General features: G+C 35.2%; 24 protein-coding genes and 1 pseudogene. 4 read left to right on the top strand and 21 right to left on the bottom strand.

The window, feature by feature from the left end; genetic code table 11:
• Positions 1 to 10 precede the first annotated feature (10 nt).
• The 19 genes from BCR24_RS07410 to BCR24_RS07330 form a co-directional block, all read right to left on the bottom strand.
• Positions 11 to 286, bottom strand: coding sequence for a BMC domain-containing protein (locus BCR24_RS07410; RefSeq protein ID WP_069639910.1), 276 nt, complete (start codon positions 284 to 286; stop codon positions 11 to 13).
• A gap of 520 nt (positions 287 to 806) precedes the next feature.
• Positions 807 to 1,664 (bottom strand): MerR family transcriptional regulator, encoded by an 858-nt coding sequence (locus BCR24_RS07405; protein ID WP_069639909.1) that lies wholly within the window; start codon positions 1,662 to 1,664, stop codon positions 807 to 809.
• 267 nt (positions 1,665 to 1,931) lie between these two features.
• Complete coding sequence (locus tag BCR24_RS07400; protein ID WP_069639908.1) at positions 1,932 to 2,783, bottom strand: PRD domain-containing protein; 852 nt, start codon at positions 2,781 to 2,783, stop codon at positions 1,932 to 1,934.
• A gap of 20 nt (positions 2,784 to 2,803) precedes the next feature.
• Positions 2,804 to 4,270 carry a glycoside hydrolase family 1 protein gene (locus tag BCR24_RS07395; protein WP_069639907.1) on the bottom strand — a complete coding sequence of 489 codons (1,467 nt, stop codon included), beginning with the start codon at positions 4,268 to 4,270 and terminating at the stop codon, positions 2,804 to 2,806.
• A gap of 63 nt (positions 4,271 to 4,333) precedes the next feature.
• Complete coding sequence (locus BCR24_RS07390; RefSeq protein ID WP_069639906.1) at positions 4,334 to 6,172, bottom strand: beta-glucoside-specific PTS transporter subunit IIABC; 1,839 nt, start codon at positions 6,170 to 6,172, stop codon at positions 4,334 to 4,336.
• Between the two features lie 573 nt (positions 6,173 to 6,745).
• Positions 6,746 to 7,483 carry an SDR family oxidoreductase gene (locus BCR24_RS07385; RefSeq protein ID WP_069639905.1) on the bottom strand — a complete coding sequence of 246 codons (738 nt, stop codon included), beginning with the start codon at positions 7,481 to 7,483 and terminating at the stop codon, positions 6,746 to 6,748.
• A 23-nt stretch (positions 7,484 to 7,506) separates the two neighbouring features.
• Entirely contained in the window at positions 7,507 to 7,791 is a 285-nt protein-coding gene (locus tag BCR24_RS17080; protein ID WP_239574034.1) for a dihydrofolate reductase family protein, read from the bottom strand.
• A 36-nt stretch (positions 7,792 to 7,827) separates the two neighbouring features.
• The gene (locus BCR24_RS17075; protein ID WP_239574035.1) at positions 7,828 to 8,223 is read right to left on the bottom strand and encodes a hypothetical protein; all 396 of its coding nucleotides are present in this window, start codon (positions 8,221 to 8,223) and stop codon (positions 7,828 to 7,830) included.
• Between the two features lie 2 nt (positions 8,224 to 8,225).
• Positions 8,226 to 9,386 carry an MFS transporter gene (locus BCR24_RS07375; protein WP_069639904.1) on the bottom strand — a complete coding sequence of 387 codons (1,161 nt, stop codon included), beginning with the start codon at positions 9,384 to 9,386 and terminating at the stop codon, positions 8,226 to 8,228.
• Positions 9,387 to 9,428: 42 nt separating this feature from the next.
• Positions 9,429 to 9,743, bottom strand: coding sequence for a carboxymuconolactone decarboxylase family protein (locus BCR24_RS07370; protein WP_069639903.1), 315 nt, complete (start codon positions 9,741 to 9,743; stop codon positions 9,429 to 9,431).
• Between the two features lie 29 nt (positions 9,744 to 9,772).
• Positions 9,773 to 10,180 carry a cupin domain-containing protein gene (locus BCR24_RS07365; protein WP_069639902.1) on the bottom strand — a complete coding sequence of 136 codons (408 nt, stop codon included), beginning with the start codon at positions 10,178 to 10,180 and terminating at the stop codon, positions 9,773 to 9,775.
• Complete coding sequence (locus BCR24_RS17070; RefSeq protein WP_239574036.1) at positions 10,167 to 10,421, bottom strand: flavodoxin; 255 nt, start codon at positions 10,419 to 10,421, stop codon at positions 10,167 to 10,169. Before BCR24_RS17070 ends, BCR24_RS07365 begins: the two co-directional genes overlap by 14 nt.
• Before the next feature lie 54 nt (positions 10,422 to 10,475).
• Complete coding sequence (locus tag BCR24_RS17065; RefSeq protein WP_239574037.1) at positions 10,476 to 10,718, bottom strand: hypothetical protein; 243 nt, start codon at positions 10,716 to 10,718, stop codon at positions 10,476 to 10,478.
• Between the two features lie 112 nt (positions 10,719 to 10,830).
• Positions 10,831 to 11,715, bottom strand: a complete 885-nt coding sequence (locus BCR24_RS07355; protein ID WP_069639901.1) for a LysR family transcriptional regulator — start codon at positions 11,713 to 11,715, stop codon at positions 10,831 to 10,833.
• Between the two features lie 237 nt (positions 11,716 to 11,952).
• The gene (locus tag BCR24_RS07350; protein ID WP_069639900.1) at positions 11,953 to 12,291 is read right to left on the bottom strand and encodes a MerR family transcriptional regulator; all 339 of its coding nucleotides are present in this window, start codon (positions 12,289 to 12,291) and stop codon (positions 11,953 to 11,955) included.
• A gap of 33 nt (positions 12,292 to 12,324) precedes the next feature.
• Positions 12,325 to 12,927 carry an NAD(P)H-binding protein gene (locus tag BCR24_RS07345; RefSeq protein WP_280513422.1) on the bottom strand — a complete coding sequence of 201 codons (603 nt, stop codon included), beginning with the start codon at positions 12,925 to 12,927 and terminating at the stop codon, positions 12,325 to 12,327.
• A gap of 44 nt (positions 12,928 to 12,971) precedes the next feature.
• A complete protein-coding gene (locus BCR24_RS07340) occupies positions 12,972 to 13,955 on the bottom strand; it encodes an aldo/keto reductase (RefSeq protein ID WP_069639898.1) in 984 nt (327 codons plus the stop codon).
• Between the two features lie 18 nt (positions 13,956 to 13,973).
• Entirely contained in the window at positions 13,974 to 14,738 is a 765-nt protein-coding gene (locus BCR24_RS07335) for a carboxymuconolactone decarboxylase family protein (RefSeq protein WP_069639897.1), read from the bottom strand.
• 185 nt (positions 14,739 to 14,923) lie between these two features.
• Positions 14,924 to 15,316, bottom strand: a complete 393-nt coding sequence (locus tag BCR24_RS07330) for a MerR family transcriptional regulator (protein ID WP_069639896.1) — start codon at positions 15,314 to 15,316, stop codon at positions 14,924 to 14,926.
• Between the two features lie 149 nt (positions 15,317 to 15,465).
• Between BCR24_RS07330 and BCR24_RS17060 the strand changes: the two genes are divergently transcribed.
• From BCR24_RS17060 to BCR24_RS17390, 4 genes are all read left to right on the top strand, one after another.
• A complete protein-coding gene (locus BCR24_RS17060; protein WP_239574038.1) occupies positions 15,466 to 15,669 on the top strand; it encodes a Rossmann-fold NAD(P)-binding domain-containing protein in 204 nt (67 codons plus the stop codon).
• The gene (locus tag BCR24_RS07325; protein ID WP_239574039.1) at positions 15,663 to 16,295 is read left to right on the top strand and encodes an SDR family NAD(P)-dependent oxidoreductase; all 633 of its coding nucleotides are present in this window, start codon (positions 15,663 to 15,665) and stop codon (positions 16,293 to 16,295) included. Before BCR24_RS17060 ends, BCR24_RS07325 begins: the two co-directional genes overlap by 7 nt.
• Before the next feature lie 141 nt (positions 16,296 to 16,436).
• Complete coding sequence (locus BCR24_RS17055) at positions 16,437 to 16,523, top strand: putative holin-like toxin (RefSeq protein WP_275579387.1); 87 nt, start codon at positions 16,437 to 16,439, stop codon at positions 16,521 to 16,523.
• Between the two features lie 289 nt (positions 16,524 to 16,812).
• Entirely contained in the window at positions 16,813 to 16,884 is a 72-nt protein-coding gene (locus BCR24_RS17390; protein WP_379896720.1) for a putative holin-like toxin, read from the top strand.
• Here BCR24_RS17390 and BCR24_RS17050 read toward each other — a convergent pair.
• A pseudogene (locus BCR24_RS17050) lies at positions 16,870 to 17,067 on the bottom strand (MFS transporter); the annotation flags it as partial. The gene BCR24_RS17390 and the pseudogene BCR24_RS17050 sit on opposite strands and share 15 nt — an antisense overlap.
• 75 nt (positions 17,068 to 17,142) lie before the next feature.
• Positions 17,143 to 18,618 carry a P-loop ATPase, Sll1717 family gene (locus BCR24_RS07320; RefSeq protein WP_069639895.1) on the bottom strand — a complete coding sequence of 492 codons (1,476 nt, stop codon included), beginning with the start codon at positions 18,616 to 18,618 and terminating at the stop codon, positions 17,143 to 17,145.
• Between the last annotated feature and the right edge of the window lie 331 nt (positions 18,619 to 18,949).

Below are 18,949 nucleotides of genomic sequence, written 5' to 3'. Positions count from 1 at the left end.
TATTTTTCAATTATCTATTTGGCAGAATATTTTCAACTTCACTGTGCGGGCGTGGAATAACATGTACGGATAATAACTCTCCAACGCGTTCAGCTGCAGCTGCACCAGCATCCGTAGCAGCTTTTACCGCACCTACATCACCTCTGACCATCACGGTTACAATCCCACCACCAACAAATTCTTTACCAATTAGTGAAACATTAGCAGCTTTTACCATTGCATCTGCTGCTTCGATCGAACCAATCATTCCTTTAGTTTCTACCATTCCTAATGCATCATGTTTCATTTCTTTCTTCCTCTCATTTTCAAATTAAAAAACGCTTTCTTTATTGACAAATCAATCATATTGGATGACCTTAAGGGCGTAGTCAATCTATTTTTTTATTTCTTTTCTGTATATAACACAGAACTATCTGTACTAGTACAAATACTATTCTCAATTAGCTTTTTTAATTAAGAATAATCTTTACTATTAGCGCTATAATATTTACTTATTCGGCAGTGATAATTATTCTAATTCTAATTCTTGATTTTAATAACAGGATTCGAATTGATACACCTCATGATCATTTTTTCACATAAAAAAATAGCAGCTCGTTACAAATAATTTCCAATTGCTTTTAATTTCTATCATCACAATCATTTAATAACTTCAAAATAGACAAAAACACTATATTATGAACGAATAAAATATATTTAATAACAAAAACAAAAGGTTCCCCTAAGGGGGAACCTTTTGTTTTTGCATTCACAATAAAGAGGAACATTAGTGATCTACTCTTCAGTCCACTTGTTCCTCTCACTACCTAAGTTCTAATTTTCTCTGCGGGAATCAGTAACTCAACAACAAAATTATCCACATTCATAGTTGACCAATAATCAATGACATAGCGTTGATATACCTCATTTTGACATTGATAGTTATTTTCTTTTGCCCAAGTTTTCATCTTTTTGTATTGATATGAAAGTTTAGCCAGATCACCAATATGATAACTAGACAAAAACATTTGGCCACCTATCATTCTTTTTGGTATCTTAGGGTTTGGTATACCAATTGGTTTTTGCATTATCATCATTTTTGAACCTTGAAAATTACTAGATTCACAATCTTCAAATCGAAGAATAACCGGCCCTGTGATTGCACAGTTGTGTTCTTCTAAATAGTTAACCCAAGGAATATTTATTACCGCATCCATGTAGTTATGACAAAACTCTTGCTCCAAAAATACGTAGTTTTCTTGCTCAAAATACTTGACGTTCACACTTTGAATGCTGTTTTCACTGGCTAACGTTCCTTCTCTGATTAAGCCTAACCAATCTGAAACTGCAGTATAGCTATTGCGAATTCTTCTTTCTTCAAGCTTTAATTCCTCTAATTTTGTTAAGAATATATTTTCTTGATAGAAATAATCTCCTGTTTGCTGAACCCCTTTCATTTCCTGCAACTTAAAGCCCATCTGTTTATAGTATTTGATTACAGGAATACTATTCATTGTTTCTTCGGTGTAATACCGATAACCATTTTCGTTACTTACATGATCTGGTTTTAATAATCCTAATTGCTCATAAAAGCGTAATGTTTTGCGGGAAACATTACACAATTTCGCAACTTCACCAATAGAGTACATTTGATTAGTCTTTTTGCCTATTTTTGTATTATTCATTAGACATCTCCATTACTCGCAGCCACTTATATTATTGAGAATATCTACACAATTGTCAAGTAAATTTCGAGGTTATTGGTGTTTTATTTTTCGTCAAATAACAATCACTATCGTTAATTGTAAAGATACTTCTCACTATACATTTTACTGGTATAATTTGTGAAACAAGCCTATTTAGTTAACATAAAAAAAGGTATAAATATTGACGATCCAATATCTATACCTTCTTTCACTCTTTTAAATACGTAATGTACTTCTAATAAAAAATCAATCGGTATTAATCGCTGAATGATTGATCAATCGATTGATATGGACACCTAAGTAGACAATTTCATTTTCTGGTATCCGCGTGTGGTAGGTTTGATCAACATATTTTTTTACTTTTGTTGCACTTTCCATTGCAACAGGGTAAAGTGACCACATTTGGCGATACAATTCATCTTCTTTCTCTTGGAGCAGAGCATTGGAAAAAAATCGATCAACGAAAAAACGAACATGCGTGATAAAACGAGAATAATGAACCGAATTCGTATCGATTTCCTGTCCCAACGAATACCTCACCATATTAACGATTGTCCCTACTAATTTTGCTTTTTTTAAGCCATCTTGGTCCTCGTGATTTCCTGATTGCGCATTAATCAAGTGAAAAGCAATATTAGATGCTTCTTCATTTGGTAGTTCGATTTGATAATTTGCCTTCATTTGCTCAAGCGCAATCTCGCCAATATGAAATTCTTTTGGATAATAATTTTTGATTTCCCAGTATAAACGATTGGAACTATTTAATCCTTTTTCACTCCGTTCAACCGCAAAATGCAAATGATCTGACAGAGTTAAATAAATACTGGTATTCAATTTATAATCTAGCGCTCCTTCTGCAATTGAGACAACTTCTTTCGTTATTTCAAAAAATTTCATTGGAATTTCAGCCACTAACTCAGCAAATTGAGAAGACTTTTTCTCTTCGATTGGCAAGAAAATTTTATCAACAGAAGAGTCAGAAATAACGTCACCGATTTTCTTGTCATAACCAATCCCTTTTCCTAATGCAATCATCTCTTGCCCTTCTTTTTCAACAAGGACAACGCTTGTATTCAGCACTTTTTTCACCAAAATCATCGAAACCAACTCCTTGCTTCCTACTCCACTAAACTTGCTCCATTAGTTGCTATCACTTCTTGATACCAATCAAAAGAATCTTTTTTTGAACGGTCATATGTGCCATTCCCTTCATCATCCGCATCAACATAAATAAAGCCATAACGTTTTGACATTTGCGATGTTCCTGCACTTACTAAATCGATTGGTGCCCAGCTAGTGTAGCCTATTAAATCGACCCCTTCATCGATTGCTTCTTTCATTTGCTTAAAATGTTCTTTAAAATATTCAACTCGATAAGGATCATGAATGGCACCATCTTCCACGATATCCACTGATCCCATGCCATTTTCTACGATCATTAAGGGTACATTGTAGCGATCATACAATTCGATCAATGCAATTTTCAATCCTTTTGGATCAATTTGCCAGCCCCAGTCAGTTGATGGTAGATAAGGATTTTTAACACCTAAAACCGTATTTCCAGGTGTTCTTTCAGCATTTGGGTCACCAGATTCTGCCATTGACATATAATAACTAAATGACAGAAAATCAACTGTATTTTCTTTTAAAATTTGCCGTTCTTCATCAGTTATTTCAATATTGATCCCATTATTTTTCAATGCTGTTTCGATCATTTTAGGATATTCACCTTTAACTTGGACATCTGTATAAAAATTATTTTCAAGATTTTTCTTTAATGTTAATTCTACATCGATTGGCGCACAAGTTAAGGGATAGGTCATTAATTTTGTCAGCATACACCCAATTTTGTTGTTGGGATTTTTTTCATGTGCAACTTTGGTAACCAAAGCACTGGCAACAAATTGATGATGCAGGGCTTGGTAAATCTCTTGTTCTTCTTTTCCAGGTGTACACTTATCTGGCACAATTCCAGCCGTTGTAAACGGGTGCCGGTGAATACTATCGATCTCATTGAATGTTAACCAATACTCTACATACTCTCCAAATTCTTCAAAACAAACTGTCGCAAATCGGACAAAATCATCAATTACTCGACGGTTGACCCAGCCATTATAATTTAAACTAAGTGCTAATGGCATCTCGTAGTGTGACAATGTAACGATTGGTATAATCCCGAGACGTTTCATCTCTTTAAATACCGCTTGATAAAATAAAATTCCTTTTTCATTTGGATATTCTTCTTCTCCTGTGGGAAAAAGTCTAGTCCAAGCAATCGATAAGCGTAATGTCTTAAAGCCCAGCTCACTAAATAAAGCCAAATCTTCTTTATAACGGTGATAGAAATCAATACCACGACGTTTAGGATACCATTTATCCGTTTCATCTGCCATCGCAGCTTCTATTGTTGCAGTAGAAATATCCATATGAGCCGCATAGTCTTTATTATCAACATCTGGTTTATAACTTGCGATATCCGCTACAGATAAGCCCTTACCATCGAGGTTCCAGCCTCCTTCTACCTGATTTGCAGCGATTGCACCGCCCCATAAAAAATCGTTTGGAAATGTCTTCTTATTTTGCATAATATCCTCCTAATTTTAGAGTTGAAAGAACTCAATCGACTTCGACTAAAAAAAACTGTTCATCTACCTAAGTGGGGCAATAGACAATACGTTTGTCTGATTTGTCACCCTTTCTAAATGATGCAATAATTGCATATGATAGGCTTCTTTATTCGTTACAACACACACGACCGTCGGATCAAGTCCGGCAGACTTGATTTTAGCTAAATCAAAAGTAATCAGCTTCTGTCCTTTGACAACCTTATCGCCAACTTTGACAAACGTTTCAAAACCCTCACCGCCTAATTGAACTGTGTTTAAACCAATATGAAATAGAATTTCTGCTCCATTATTTGTTTTCAAGCCTAATGCATGCTTTGTTTCGAATACCATCGTAACCTCACCTGATTCTGGTGCTACTAAACAGTTGTCTTCTGGAATAATTGCAAGTCCTTCACCAATTAAACCACTTGAAAAAACATCATCCTTCACTTCCGACAAAGAAATTACTTTGCCAGAAACTGGACTAATCAGCTGTTCCGTATCGGATTCAGACACAACTTCCATCCCATCTGCCTTTTCTAAAGCCACTTCATCCTTATAAATAAATAATACCGATAAGAATCCAACAATAAACGAAATCCCCAATGTAACAAATGCCCAAATTAAATTCATTGAATTTGCTTTGTCTACAAACATTGTAATACTAGCTAATCCCGGACCAACTAACGCAAATCCTTTGATTGCCATAATTCCGGCAAAACCGCCACCAACTAAACTGGCAAACATTACGCTATACAATACGCGCTTATTTAAGATCGTCACACCATACAATGCTGGTTCCGTAATACCGAACAACGCAGATATTCCTGCTGATATTGCAGTAGAACGCAATTTTTGATCCTTCGTCTTGATACTCACAGCAAAACAAGCACCAGATTCAGCAATGTTATGCGCTAAAGAAGCAGGTAAATAGAGTAATTCAGCACCAATTTCGCTCATAGAAGATACAGCATAAGGAATCATAGCCTTGTGCATACCTGTCACAACCATGAAGGGTAAAACAGCAGCTAAGACACCTGTCGCTACCCACCCAAAATGAGTATACAACCAAACAATCACCGTTGAAAAAACAGTCCCTACATTGTATCCTAATGGGCCTAAAATAAGTAACGCAATTGGAACTGTAATCAATAGACTCATCATTGGAACAAAGAATATCCGAATCGGTTTTGGCGAATATCTTGTAAATAATTTTTCAATTTGCGCATAAAACAACACTGTTAAAATGGCCGGGAAGACCTGTGAAGCATACGCAATATTCGTTACATCAAAGCCAAGAAAATTGGCGCCTCCTGCTAACATCGTAGACATATCTGGCAAGATCAAGGCACCCACTGCCGATACAGCAACCAGTTGATTCACTTTCAATTTATTTGCTGTTGTCATTGCAACTAAAATAGGTAGAAAATATAATGGCGCACCGCCAATTAAATTAAGAATTTGATACGATTGGCTTTGATCACTCATTAATCCCGTCACAGAGGCAAGCAATAATAATGATTTTAGAACACCTCCACCTGCGATGGCAGGAACTAAGGGTTGAAAAATAGAGATGATAAAATCAAGTATTACAGATCCTATTTTTTGTTTTCTCTTCTGACTATCATCTGCTGGCAATTCCCCAAGAAGAGCTTTCATTTCATCATAAACTTCTACAACATCATTCCCGATTATGACTTGACACTGAACATTTTGACGTACGCCGATCACCCCCTCGACCTTTTCGAGTTTTTCAACATCTACAAGAGAATCATCTTTTAAGGTAAAACGTAACCGTGTTGAGCAATGTTCAAGATGAGAGACATTTTCTTTCCCGCCGATCCATTTTAAGATCGACACAGCAGTTTCTTTATAGTTCATCACTTTTTCTCCTTCATAATTAGTTACGCAAAATTGGCCAAATTTTACGCAAAAAACAGACAGAAACTAAATAAAACACTCACCAGAATCAAACTCAATCTGTTGAAAAATGCTTTATTTAGGTCCTGCCTGCATTACCAGTCACATGCCTGTTATTAATTGACTTTATGTTAGCACAGATTTTTTGAAAACGCAACCACAAAAGAATCTCAGGATTTTTGGGTGGTTGAAGGAGGAATCAAACTGTTACTTAAAAGAATCCACCCAAAAAGGGGAACTTGATTTAGATTGCTATCGAGAACTGTCAGAACACTTTATCAGGTTGGTACTCACTTTTAAGGTAAAATTATAATTAATATCTACATGTGTCAAAAAAGTAGCTTTTTAGCACCAGTAGATTCTTAAGTACCCAATAGATTCAAATTTACAGCTAATTCATTTTCATATTCCTAAATTTATTAAACTACCAATCCTATTAGTTTTAAAATTAATAGGATTGGTGGTCAGTATAATTTGAACAACTATCCTAAGTAAAATTGCATTCCAAAGTTTTAATATTTTAGTGTGTTACTGCTATGCTTGCTTCGAAGGTAAAATTGTCATTTCAGTAATACCGACTGATTCTGGCTGAGATATCGCAAATAGAACAGTTTGCGCCACTGCAACTGGAGTAATTGCAATTTGATAGAATTGTTCCATCCCGCTTTTTACTTCTGGTGTGGAAATCGTTTCTAGCAATTCAGTTGCAATTGCTCCTGGATAAAGAGTAGTTGTGCGAATATTCGTTCCTTCCATTGCAGATTCCATGCGAAAACCATCCATAATAGCACGTACTGCATGTTTCGTTCCAGTATACACACTGTTACCAGGGAAAACCTTAAGTCCCGCAATCGAACTTGTTGTAATCACGTGACCTGACTTTTGGGCTGTGAATTCTGGTAACACTGCTGCTAATGAATTAAGCATCCCATTGATGTTAATATCAACCATGTCATACCACTCTTTTGTTTTCAATTCACTCATATTTGAAGCAGGCATAATCCCAGCATTTGCAAATAAAACATCAACCTTACCAAATTTTTCTTTAGCAACTTGCACAAGTGTTTCTACCTCTTTTAGGTTACGAACATCTGTCACAGCATAAACACTATTATCACCAAATTTTTTCACGAGTTTTTTCAACCGTTCTTCTCTCCTAGCACCTAAAACCACCTTTGCACCATTCTCAATCAATAGTTGAGCTGTTGCTTCTCCGATTCCAGATGAGGCACCTGTGATAACTATAACTTTATCTTTTATATTGTTATTCATAAAGTTGACTCCTTTTTATTTTTTTATTTACACACGCTATATCTCAACCATAGCGTATCTTCTTCGATGATATCGACTGATTTTAATTTAAACCCAACTGGTGCTATTTCGGGCAGGCTATCTGCTCTTTCAAAAATTGTATTGGTATCTGTTCGTCCATCAGTTGCTGGTGTCATCACAATACTCACTTCATCAATCAATCCCTCTTGTAAAAATGACCAATTGATATAACCACCACCTGATACCATTAATGTTTTGATCCCAAATAAAACCAATAATTTTTCTGAAGCAAGTGTACAATCAATCAATTCTTGTCCAGCAAAAATATAAGAGATTTGTCGCTCTCAAAGATAAGCAATATACTCATCACTAGCTTTATCCGTTAAAATTTCAATAACGTGGGCTTCTGGACGACTTTCGTATTGAACGGTGTTTTCAATCCAGCCAACTTTACCAGAAGGATCAGCTGAAACAATATACATTTGGTCCTTTGCTTGTGCAACATAATCCGTTCTAGGATAAGGTGTTTTTATTTCTTTCAACTCAGGTTTATTGAAATTAGTAAAATTCTTTTCCATCGTAACTCTTCCACATAACCACGCTTGGCTAAGGTAGCTGTCATTGGTTGTTTCATAGGTTTCACCACCAGCAATAGCATATTTTGAACTCATATAACCACCGCTAATTTTTCCATTGATAGAAGTCAACATATGGCAAATAATTTTTGGCCTTTTCATCATTTTTACTTGCCTCCATTGATTTTTTGTTTTTTTGTTATGGTGCTGATTACAGTACAAAAAGCTAGCAACATCATGATCATACCTTCTACCATAAAAATGTCCGTGTTTTCGTTAGAAGGAAGGATATTGCCTAATAGAGAAATCGAAATTGGAGCAAAAGCCGCGCCAATATTGAAGCCTATCAATAGCAAAGATGTACTCTTTTCTGACTGGCCATTCGTATCTTGATTCACCTCATTAAACAAATATGGGATAAAGGTGCGGAAAGAAAAACCGCACAATACTACAGCAATTGAAATTGACACTAAATTTTGAGAAGAGGCAATCACAAACATTGATAAACTTAAGACAAAAAAGGATAGTGATAATGTCCATTTTTTTGTTATTGTAACAATTGACCCAAATAATGCACCGGCGGTCATGGCACCTAAACCTACCAAGGCAATTAAATTGCTACCATCTGTTGCATTTCCAAAACCTTTTTCAAGAAGCAAAGAGGTGATTTTGACGGTAACAGACATATAAATTGTTACAACTAGAATCAATAAAGCGATGTAGCCATATGTTGAAGGATTGATTGTCTGATCCTTTGTTTTGCTCTTATTCTCCTCATTTTCAAGAGCAACATCTGGTACAAAAGATGAAAATAGAAGTAAAATCGGTAAAGCTAACAGATAAGCTAAAAACGAACTCCGCCAGTTCATTACCAGCAATTGACCTACTGTAAACGTAATGACCATACCGCCAATTCCTTCGAATGCACTTTGAAAGCCAATCACAGATGAAAGTTCTTTTCCTTGGTACATTTTTCCAGCTAGAGAAAAGAGTAGCGGATTAAATAATCCAATCCCAATCCCAAATAATATTCTGCTGAAAAATAAAAACCAAAAGGACTGTACAAAGACAGGTATAATCCCTGTACCTAAAACAATACCAATACCAATTTGTACAGATAACTTGTACCCAAATTTCTTAGCGAATATATGGCTAAATGGCACGGTTAAGATAATAAACAAAGAAGGGATTGTGGTAATTAATTCTACTAAAGTAGGATTGATCGTCGGATAAGCTGTCATAATCGCTGGAATATTCGCAGCGATTGCGCCACCCGATACCACAAGTAATGACACAGATAATAATGAAAACTTGGTTAGTTTATTCACTAAGTTGTCTCCTTTAAAATACGCAAAATATAGTCCGTATTTTTATTCACCAAAAATTTCTTTTGCTAGAGCAAACGCGGACCATGCTTTTGGCCATCCTGTATAAAAAGCTAAATGAGTGATTAATTCCACCATTTCTTCTTTTGTCACCCCATTTTGTTTGGCGATGTTCATATGGGCTTCTAATTGGGGTACGTCTTGCGTTAATAAGCTTGCACAAGTAATCAAGCTACGATCACGCGGCGAAAGTTGTTCTTCTCTAGACCAAACTTCACCAAATAATACATCATCATTTAATTCTGCAAATTTTGGTGCAAATGCACCTAATTGATCTCTTCCTGCTGTTTGTTTTTTCATTAGGTAGGACTCCCATCTTTTATTCATTTTTATAATTGATTGTATAATTCATCTGAAACAGGTTCTAACCATTCTGGCGTACCAGCTGTAATTGCTAAATGTTCAAACCAGCTATTTTTTGCGGCACCATGCCAATGTTTCACGCCATCATGAGTAACAATTACATCTCCAGCAGTTAAAAATTGCGCTGGCTTCCCCTCTTCTTGATACCAGCCTTCGCCACCCGTTACTAATAACAGTTGGAAACCATCATGGTGAATATGCCAGTTATTGCGACAACCAGGTTCGAATGTGACATTTCCTACTCCTACATTAACTTCGGGATCTGCAATTAAATTCTTTAAATAGCTTTGACCAATAAAGTATTGCGCATATGCGTCATTTTTTTCTCCCACTGGAAAAATCAAACCATTTTTTACTTCTTCAAATTTTGCCATTTGTTATTCCTCCAATTCCTTTGTTTTCTGAGGGTTCATGTTGTAACCAATTTTTGATTGCGGTATCTGATTTTTCAACTCTAGAACCACGAATAGGTAACCCAATATGGATGGTTGAATTAGGACATAATTTCTTTAGATCAGTAATACTATTGCCCATTCCACTGCCTTCATGGGTGCAAAAAGGATAAATATTTTTTTCTGATACATCATTTTCCTCTAAAAAAGTTGCGACGATCATCGGAAAAGTCCCCCACCAATTTGGATACCCTAGATAAATCGTTTGATGTTTTGCTTAGTTAAGGGAGACAGGTTGATATTTGGGTCGCTCGTTTGTTATTTTTTCCTGTTCCGCTTGAGCTACCACTGCTTGATACGCTTTTGAATAGGCTATTTCTGGAATGAGTTCAAAATCATCAACATCGAGTATCTCGGCAATTTTTTGTGCAGCAACTTTTGTATTTCCAACAGACAGCTGTTCCTTCTTTCCATCAATCAAATTTTCAAAAGGTCGAGAAAAATAAATGATAGCAGTCATTTGATCACCTTCTTTTATCTTTTACTTATGCAAAAACAGGCTGCATCATCTACTTACAAGTAAATGATACAACCTGCTTCTCTACACGTCTAATGCCTAAATCCACTAGTTGCTATGCCTTAAAAGCATCGTTAAATCGTTGGATAAATTCTTTAACTGCCGGTGTTTGAATTCGATTTTTTTTCCAAACAAGGACACAATTTGTTTTAACCTCAGGAACTAATGGGACAAATGTCAGCCCCTCATGTTGCCCATTGGTCGTTGCGCCTTCAATCGTTAAAGCAGAGCCCACACGATTTTCCACTAAAGAAAAAACATTAAAAATCAAATTAAACGTGCCAACCACATTTAAAGATTTTAACGGCTTATCAAGCCAGCTTTCAAGCATCAACTGAACTTCTGAACGATTAGAACTTAATAGTGGAATTCCTTCTAAATCATTGGGACAGATAGCTTTTTTTTGTGCAAGAAAAGAGTCATTAGATACTAACAAACCCCATTTTTCTTCTCTGGGCAAAATAATTTTTTCAAAGTTAAGCGTAGCAATCGGTTCTAATAAAATAGCGAGGTCCAAAATGCCCTTTTCCAGTTTATCGCTAATATCATCGCTAGTCCCCGAAACAATATTAAAGGTCACTTGAGGATAATCGCTCACCAATTCCTCCAACATCATGGCCATCGTATCTGAATTATCTGCTTCAACACACCCAATTGAAAAATGTCCACTTAAAAAGCCTTTACTCTGTTCTTCAAATTCACGTTCTGTTTGGTCAGCTAAGGTTAATATCTCAGCAGCTCGCTCTTTCAGAAAATATCCTTCTTCTGTTAAAGTCAATTGCCTTTTTTCTCGGATAAAAAGCGGTGTGCCTAATTTCTCTTCAAATTCTTTGATTTGTCGACTTAAAGTTGGTTGCGTAATATGCAAAACTTGTGCTGCTTTAGAAAAATTCCTTTCTTCTGCAACGGTCCAAAAATAACGTAGTTCTCTTAATTCCATTGTGGTTCTCCTTTTTAAGTTCACATGTTTATTTTACAATAAAACAGAACGAATTTCTAAAAGAACCGTTTTATACCTTATAAGGTTTCCATATCAATCACAACGCGGTAGTTGCTATAGGCTCTTTGGCTGGTATACAAGACTTCTTTCGCTAATAGCACTGTTGACTTTCTTTATAGTGTTTTCACAAATATAAACGGATCTTTTTTTTAGATCGAGAAAGAATTTTTTTTAGATTTATTTCGCTACTATTCGTCTTTGAAGTTCAGCCTTTGCTGCTTCTAGTCGATTGATTTGTTCTTGCAACTCATTTTTTTGTTCAGTCAGTAGTTCTTTTCTAGCTTGGACTGTTCTTTCTGGTTGATTCGATAATGTTACATATTCGATCAATCCTTCGACAGAAAGACCAACCTCCCTCATTTGCTTGATGAAACAAATCCAACCCGCATCATCTTCAGTAAACTCTCTTAATCCATCATGATTTTTCTTTACCTGTGGAATCAAGCCAATTCGCTCAAAATAACGAATGGTATTGATTGGCGTATTGGTTTGCTTGCTCATTTCTTTACTATTCATATGCAGTGCACCCTTAATAAAAAAAGGTTTTGCTCAATCAGTATTAGGCTCGCTCACACCTAAACTGGTCTTCGCGTACTGAACTGGCTCATGAATAATCGTCATAATCAGTCTAGCTACAGCTTCTCTTGTTACTTGAGCACCAATGAATGGTTCACCTTTTTGGGTCAAGTCATAGTCTTCATTGTCTTTTTGATTGTATAACCAAGTTAATCTTAAAATGACATAATCTAACGAAGACTGCTCTAGCGCTTCTGCTGCTGCTAAATAGCTATGGGTAGCTGATCCAACCATATTAGCATTCCAGCGCCCAAATGCCCCCGCAACTTCATTGTAAATGCCTAAAACATTCGCTCCTATTAGATAATTTACCCCTGAATCTTCCATTGCTTTCACAATTGATTGGGTTACAGCTGGCGAACTCATATCATTCAAATACGCAATATCCACTCCAATTAAGGCTTTTTTCAATTTGTCTTGATCATTAAAATCACCTTCAATAATGACTTCTCTCGTTGGATCTTTCACAGAAATCCGACTTGAAAGATTGCGACCATATAAAACAAGATCATGATCTGTTTCTGTTAAAATCAATTCTGTAACCATTTTTGAAATTTGACCTGCTGCACCTAAAATTAGTATTTTTATCTTAAATCCCTCTTTCTAAATCACTCTCTTTTTTATTTATGACCAACAATGACATGAGGAACATAAGGTTCTTCTAGATAGTGCACTTCTTCTTCCGTCAAAATTAAATCCAATGCAGGAATCGCATTCGTCAAATGACTTTCTTTTGTTGCGCCAATAATCGGTGCGACAACTGGCCCTTTTTGAAGCAACCAAGCAAGTGCCACTTGGACACGTTCCACTCCACGTTTTTCCGCAATTTCAGCAACTCTTTCAACGATGATACGATCTTGATCTGCTGTTGTATCATATTTTGACCTCGCTGTTTTATCTGTTTCAAAACGTTTGGTTTGCGCGCTCCAATCACGGGTTAAGCGACCTGAGGCCAATGGACTATAAGGTGTCACCGCAATTTTTTGATCTTCACACAACGGTAGCATTTCTCTTTCTTCTTCACGATATAACAAATTCAAATGATCTTGCATGGAAACGAATTTTGTCCAACCATTTTTTTCAGCTACTGCTTGGGCTTTAGCAAACTGCCACGCAAACATCGCAGAAGCACCAATATAACGTGCTTTTCCAGATTTCACGACATCATGTAAAGCTTCCATCGTCTCTTCAATTGGGGTGTTGTAATCCCAACGATGAATAATGTATAAATCAACATAATCCATCCCTAAACGTTCTAAACTCGCATCAATTTGATGGAAAACTTCTTTTCTTGAAAGTCCACCACTGTTTGGAACGTCTTTTTTCATGGTAGTAAATAATTTGGTCGCCACCACGATTTCATCACGATTCGCATATTCATTCAGTGCCTTACCAAGAATTCGTTCACTTGCACCATATGAATAAACATTGGCAGTATCAAAGAAATTAATCCCTAAATCTAACGCTTTTTTGATAACTTTTTTACTTTCTTCCTCTTCTAAAACCCACTCGTGAAAGCCACTATTCGGATCACCAAAGCCCATTGCCCCTAAACAAATTCTTGAAACTTCCATTCCTGTATTGCCAAATTTTACATATTCCATTGTATTTCCTCCTCTATTTTATTTTTCGTTTTCTTCGGGTAATATTTCATTGATACAATTTAATGCGGTTAATGTTCTTGGATAGCCGATAAATGGTAGTAGAACGGTAATCGTTTCGATCAATAGTGGCTTTTCATTGCCAACACGCTGATTGTTGCGAATATGCCCTTTTAGTTGTGCATCCGCTCCACCCATTGAAGCCAGCATTGTGAAAATCAGTAATTCACGTTCTTTCGATGTTAGCCCATTTCTTGTAAAATAATCACCAAAACAATTATCAGCTAAAAATGTAGCAAAATGTTTTTGATTTTCCGGCATCGTTGTGAGCATCTGATCCACAGCATCTCCAGCAACTTCCCGTACAACTTCCAAGCCTTTTTCATAACGATTTTTATTGGTGGTTGTTCCTTGTTTTTCCAAAGGAAGTGAATTGCCTCTTTCGGTCAGCTCTTCATTGGTCGCGTGTAAGAAATCGAACACCTTCCCTAAACCGGCATATGGCACTGCTTGATAGACAATTTCTTTTATCTCAACTGGAGAAACACCCACATTTAAAGCTGCATTCATCATTACTTTATACTCATTAACACATTGCATTGCGATTAAAGAGGCCAGCGTTACTTTCATACGTAACCTTACATCTAGGTTTGAATAATGAAACACTTCATCGAACGTAAAATTGTCAAAAATTTCAATAAATTCTGGATCCGTTTTAGCTAATGCTGACTCATGGTTTGGAAATAATTCATCATGATTCTTCTGTGCAGTTTGACTGATTAACATAGCATTCCTCCTCGATTTAAAAGCAGTATCATAAATGAGCACTTTTTCTTACTAACAACAACAGTTTAGCTCTTGGAGTTCACTCCAAGTCAAGGGATTTGTTAAAATAAACAAAAAACTTCTAAATCAGACTTCCTCTATAAAATTTAGAAGAAAGACACGATTTAGAAGCCATTCATTTGCTATTATCTATTCATATTAAAATCTCTTAAGGCATTTTCAGCTGGGATCATATGCTCATCATAGTTGGCTAATTTAAACTCTAACCGTTCAATAGCTGTATTTAATTCCGAGGCTTTTTCTTTCAATTCCTCAATTTGATCTGCAATAATTTCTTTACGAGCAGGCACTGTTTTACTGCCCACTTGAAATAAGGTTAAATATTCCACTAACGATTCAATAGATAAGCCCGCATTTCTCATTTGTCTACTAAAAACAATCCAACGCAAATCTTCTTCATCAAAATTACGAATCCCATTATCATTACGTTTGACAGGTGGAATCAACCCAATTCGCTCATAATACCTGATGGTATCTGCAGACACCCCACTTAGTTCACTTACTTTCTTTATATTCATGCCCCATTCCTCCTCCACGCATTCCTTAGCTCGTCTACTTCATTTTCATTATAAAACAAACTTAGCCTCTTTTACAAACTTTCTTATTGACTTAGAGTCTACTTAAAGAGATAAACTAGCCCCAGAATGAACAATTTGTGGAATGCAATATGAAAAAACAAACTTGGCTAATTACTGGTGTCAGCAGCGGATTTGGCTTAGAATTAACAAAGCAATTATTGGCGAATGGACAAACTGTTATCGGGACGGTACGCAAGGATACAACTGTACAAGACTTAATGGCACAATATCCAGAAACCTTTGATCGAGAATTTTTAGATGTAAACGATGCAACTGGTATCAAAAATTGGTAGATAAAGTCTATGAAAAATATGGCGCAATCGATGTGCTTGTAAATAATGCTGGTTACGGCTTATTTGGAGCGGCGGAAGAATTAACGGATCAAGAGGCAGCTAAAATTATCGCAACTAATTTAACAGGTTCTATTCAAATGATACGTGCTGTGACTCCTTTTATGCGTGAGCAACAAGCTGGTCGCATCATTCAAATTTCTTCATATGGTGGACAAGTCGCTTTTGCTGGAAATTCTATGTATCATGCGACTAAATGGGGAATCGAAGGTTTTTGCGAGTCTGTCGCTCAAGAATTAGCGCCATTTAATATTGGCGTAACGATTGTTGAACCTGGTGATGCACGTACAGAATTCCACTATGGCAGTGCACAAGTTGCTGAATTGATGCCTGAATATGACAATAATCCAGCGTATGCCTTTTTAACTATGTTAGACCCAGTAAATGGATTGGCCGCTGGTGATCCAGAAAGAATGGCAACAAAAATTATTGAAAGTGCGGCGATTGAACCTGCTCCATTACGGATGGTTCTAGGATCACAAGCCTTGGATAGTACAATTCAAACATTGGAAAAACGAGTGGCAGATTTTAAAAAGCAAACTGAATTGGCCGCTTCGACTGATTTTTAATGGTTTATTGTAAAAAAATCATCAATTGATAGATGGATTGCGTATTTTTATAGTGTATAAAAGTAAAAAAGATGGTGGCTAACTCTCTGATAAAGGGGTGATGCCTATGGTTCTTGGCTTTATCCCTAGAAAGGAATAAGCATGTCCGTTTTTGAAGCACTAACGCTAATGATTGCCTTTGCAACTTTAGTTGTGCTATTGATGGATAAAAATAGACCAAAAAAATAACCATCTAACCTTTACTTTGGACAGTAATTAGATGGTCAAAACATTTAACGATAGCCACCGTCTTTTGAACGGGTCTACAGGAGAGGCGGGGTTTCCCACCTCTTTTCATTTATAATCGTAACACAATTTTTTTTGATTGTCAGTATTTTTGAAGCAAAAAATAAATCGCAAAAGATTCATCAAAATTCTGTATTTTTTGCGTATTTTTATAGTGTAAAGATGGTGGCTAACTTTTTGATAAAGGGGTGATGCCTGCGGTTCTCGGCTTTATCCCTAGAAAGGAATAAGCATGTCCGTTTTTGAAGCACTAACGCTAATGATTGCTTTTGCGACTTTAGTTATGCTGAAGACGTACGCTTAAAAGTAAAAAGCCACTAAACGTGAGCGTATAAGCACTCGATATCCATAAAAGAGTTGTAGCAGAGAGTCCTAAACTTTGTCCTATCTGAACTGAATTTGTAATAATAATTGAGTTATCCATTAATATCAAAAAGTAAGCTAGTAATATTATGGGTAATACGAGCCCAAATTTCTGTTTATTCAATTTTTTTAACTTCCTTCTAGTTATTACATTAATAGGATTTTTTATTAATATATTCTATTAATACTTAAAAATATTTTAATCTATTAATTCTATTTGATTAAACAAATTATCAATTGAGTCCGGCTGTAACGCCCAACGATAAGCTGGATGAATTTCATAAGAATAACCAAAATCAGTAAATGAATTATATATATATTGATTTTCATCATAATAAACACGTTGAATTTCACCATTAGATAAACTTTTTCTTGCAGTAATAAAATTTATCTTATATAAAAATGCAGCTACCCTTTCTGGATTAACTTCATCTCCATTACTAAAATAATATGAGCTCATAGACAAGATATTTTCTATTTTTTTTATTAATTCTTCTCTTGTAAACAAAGAAGGATTATCTTTTTTTAATTCATTTCTAGAAGGTTTCATTTTCAGTAACAAATCTCTTACATTAGAAAATTCAGCTTGATATTCAGTAGATGTATCCATTAATCTGTCATTTGAATAGTTTCGAAAATTACTTTCTAAGTCAAATGTCATTATCTTTAAATGATCATTTATAATTGAACTTCTTGCAGCCAACGTACATAATTTTATCATGTCTCTAGGTCTCTTCCTAATAAGCGACATTATAACCCTATAGATTGGTGCATTTTTCCAATGTCCTTTTCCTTTAAAACGTTCTTCAAACACCGGAATAAGATATGAACTTAACTCATCTTGAGATTTGCTCAGCAATTTACTTTCATCTACATTTCTAGAAAAATAAGTTTCTATTCTTTTAATAAGCATAACAAGAATTTGATGATTAGTCCATGATTGCCAAACTACGCTACCATCTATTTTATCTGTTGTTTCATCAGATGTTCTAACAGAATAGTAAATATCTGACCTTAACGAAATTCTAAAATGTACATTTTTTAATTCTCTACTTAAATCTCTAATAGCATTTATCATAGCAGATAGACTTTCAATATCATTTTTAGAATTTTTCCATCCCCTATCTAAATCATCTAAATAGATCATAATTTTTTCATTAGTAAAACCTAGTTTATTTATTAACATAATGAATTCATTACTATTAAATCCAATTTTTTTATCTTGAAAATCTTCAATCTTTTTTCCAAAAATATTTTTTGAAACATCAATTACTTTCCTGAATATTGAATCTTCAGTAGTAAATTCATCAACAAACATTAACGATTGGTTTAGCAACTCTGTAACTAATAGATTGGATAAGCCTTCCTTCCAAATTGAAATCTTTCTTAAAAAAACTTCTTTAGTCATATCAATTTGCAACACATCATCTGGCTGTATTTTCAATGCTATTATTTTATTTTCTTTATCTTCTTCCTCCATAATGTTCAGTAAAGCAGATTTCCCAACACCTTTATGTCCCACTAAAATTAATAATCTACGATTACTCCGCATCGTTGAGTATACATCTGACTTAACATAATATTCCATTAATCTACTTCTATCCTCATCTTCAGCAGCCTCATGACCAAACATTTCTGCTATAGCATCTTCACTAAATCTAAATGAATTATCCATAAAATCCCCCCTATTATAAACAAAAAGTAATTTATAACTATTATAACACAAAATATATTTTTTAAAATCAAATACTTTTTAATATACACTCACTAAAGAACTTACAAAAAAATTAGGCCTCACTGAAAAAGAATTAGAAATTCATATTGTAAAAATTAGCTTTTTATTGACAAAAAAGATATTTTCATTATCTGATACAGCTAAATTTACAGTCAATAAGGTAATTAATTTATCTTAAGTAAAAGAAAGATGAAGAGAAAAATAATTAAAATACTTTACAACATTGATTAATGGATAACATTTCAATACAAGAGGTATCAGTAGCTCCAGC

This window comes from Enterococcus ureilyticus (genome assembly GCF_001730315.1).
GTDB classification, from domain to species: domain Bacteria; phylum Bacillota; class Bacilli; order Lactobacillales; family Enterococcaceae; genus Enterococcus_L; species Enterococcus_L ureilyticus.
This window is presented reverse-complemented; position numbering and strand designations above follow the sequence as displayed.

Coding starts and splice junctions, on each gene's coding strand:
- BCR24_RS07350 (WP_069639900.1), bottom strand. CDS start 12,291: ATGAATAGTAAAGAAATGAGCAAGCAAACCAATACGCCAATCAATACC.
- BCR24_RS07410 (WP_069639910.1), bottom strand. CDS start 286: ATGAAACATGATGCATTAGGAATGGTAGAAACTAAAGGAATGATTGGT.
- BCR24_RS17060 (WP_239574038.1), top strand. CDS start 15,466: ATGAAAAAACAAACTTGGCTAATTACTGGTGTCAGCAGCGGATTTGGC.
- BCR24_RS07405 (WP_069639909.1), bottom strand. CDS start 1,664: ATGAATAATACAAAAATAGGCAAAAAGACTAATCAAATGTACTCTATT.
- BCR24_RS07355 (WP_069639901.1), bottom strand. CDS start 11,715: ATGGAATTAAGAGAACTACGTTATTTTTGGACCGTTGCAGAAGAAAGG.
- BCR24_RS17070 (WP_239574036.1), bottom strand. CDS start 10,421: ATGATCGTCGCAACTTTTTTAGAGGAAAATGATGTATCAGAAAAAAAT.
- BCR24_RS17065 (WP_239574037.1), bottom strand. CDS start 10,718: ATGACTGCTATCATTTATTTTTCTCGACCTTTTGAAAATTTGATTGAT.
- BCR24_RS07335 (WP_069639897.1), bottom strand. CDS start 14,738: ATGTTAATCAGTCAAACTGCACAGAAGAATCATGATGAATTATTTCCA.
- BCR24_RS07400 (WP_069639908.1), bottom strand. CDS start 2,783: ATGATTTTGGTGAAAAAAGTGCTGAATACAAGCGTTGTCCTTGTTGAA.
- BCR24_RS17055 (WP_275579387.1), top strand. CDS start 16,437: ATGTCCGTTTTTGAAGCACTAACGCTAATGATTGCCTTTGCAACTTTA.
- BCR24_RS07340 (WP_069639898.1), bottom strand. CDS start 13,955: ATGGAATATGTAAAATTTGGCAATACAGGAATGGAAGTTTCAAGAATT.
- BCR24_RS07320 (WP_069639895.1), bottom strand. CDS start 18,618: ATGGATAATTCATTTAGATTTAGTGAAGATGCTATAGCAGAAATGTTT.
- BCR24_RS17075 (WP_239574035.1), bottom strand. CDS start 8,223: ATGATGAAAAGGCCAAAAATTATTTGCCATATGTTGACTTCTATCAAT.
- BCR24_RS07370 (WP_069639903.1), bottom strand. CDS start 9,743: ATGAAAAAACAAACAGCAGGAAGAGATCAATTAGGTGCATTTGCACCA.
- BCR24_RS07330 (WP_069639896.1), bottom strand. CDS start 15,316: ATGAATATAAAGAAAGTAAGTGAACTAAGTGGGGTGTCTGCAGATACC.
- BCR24_RS07385 (WP_069639905.1), bottom strand. CDS start 7,483: ATGAATAACAATATAAAAGATAAAGTTATAGTTATCACAGGTGCCTCA.
- BCR24_RS07395 (WP_069639907.1), bottom strand. CDS start 4,270: ATGCAAAATAAGAAGACATTTCCAAACGATTTTTTATGGGGCGGTGCA.
- BCR24_RS07365 (WP_069639902.1), bottom strand. CDS start 10,180: ATGGCAAAATTTGAAGAAGTAAAAAATGGTTTGATTTTTCCAGTGGGA.
- BCR24_RS07390 (WP_069639906.1), bottom strand. CDS start 6,172: ATGAACTATAAAGAAACTGCTGTGTCGATCTTAAAATGGATCGGCGGG.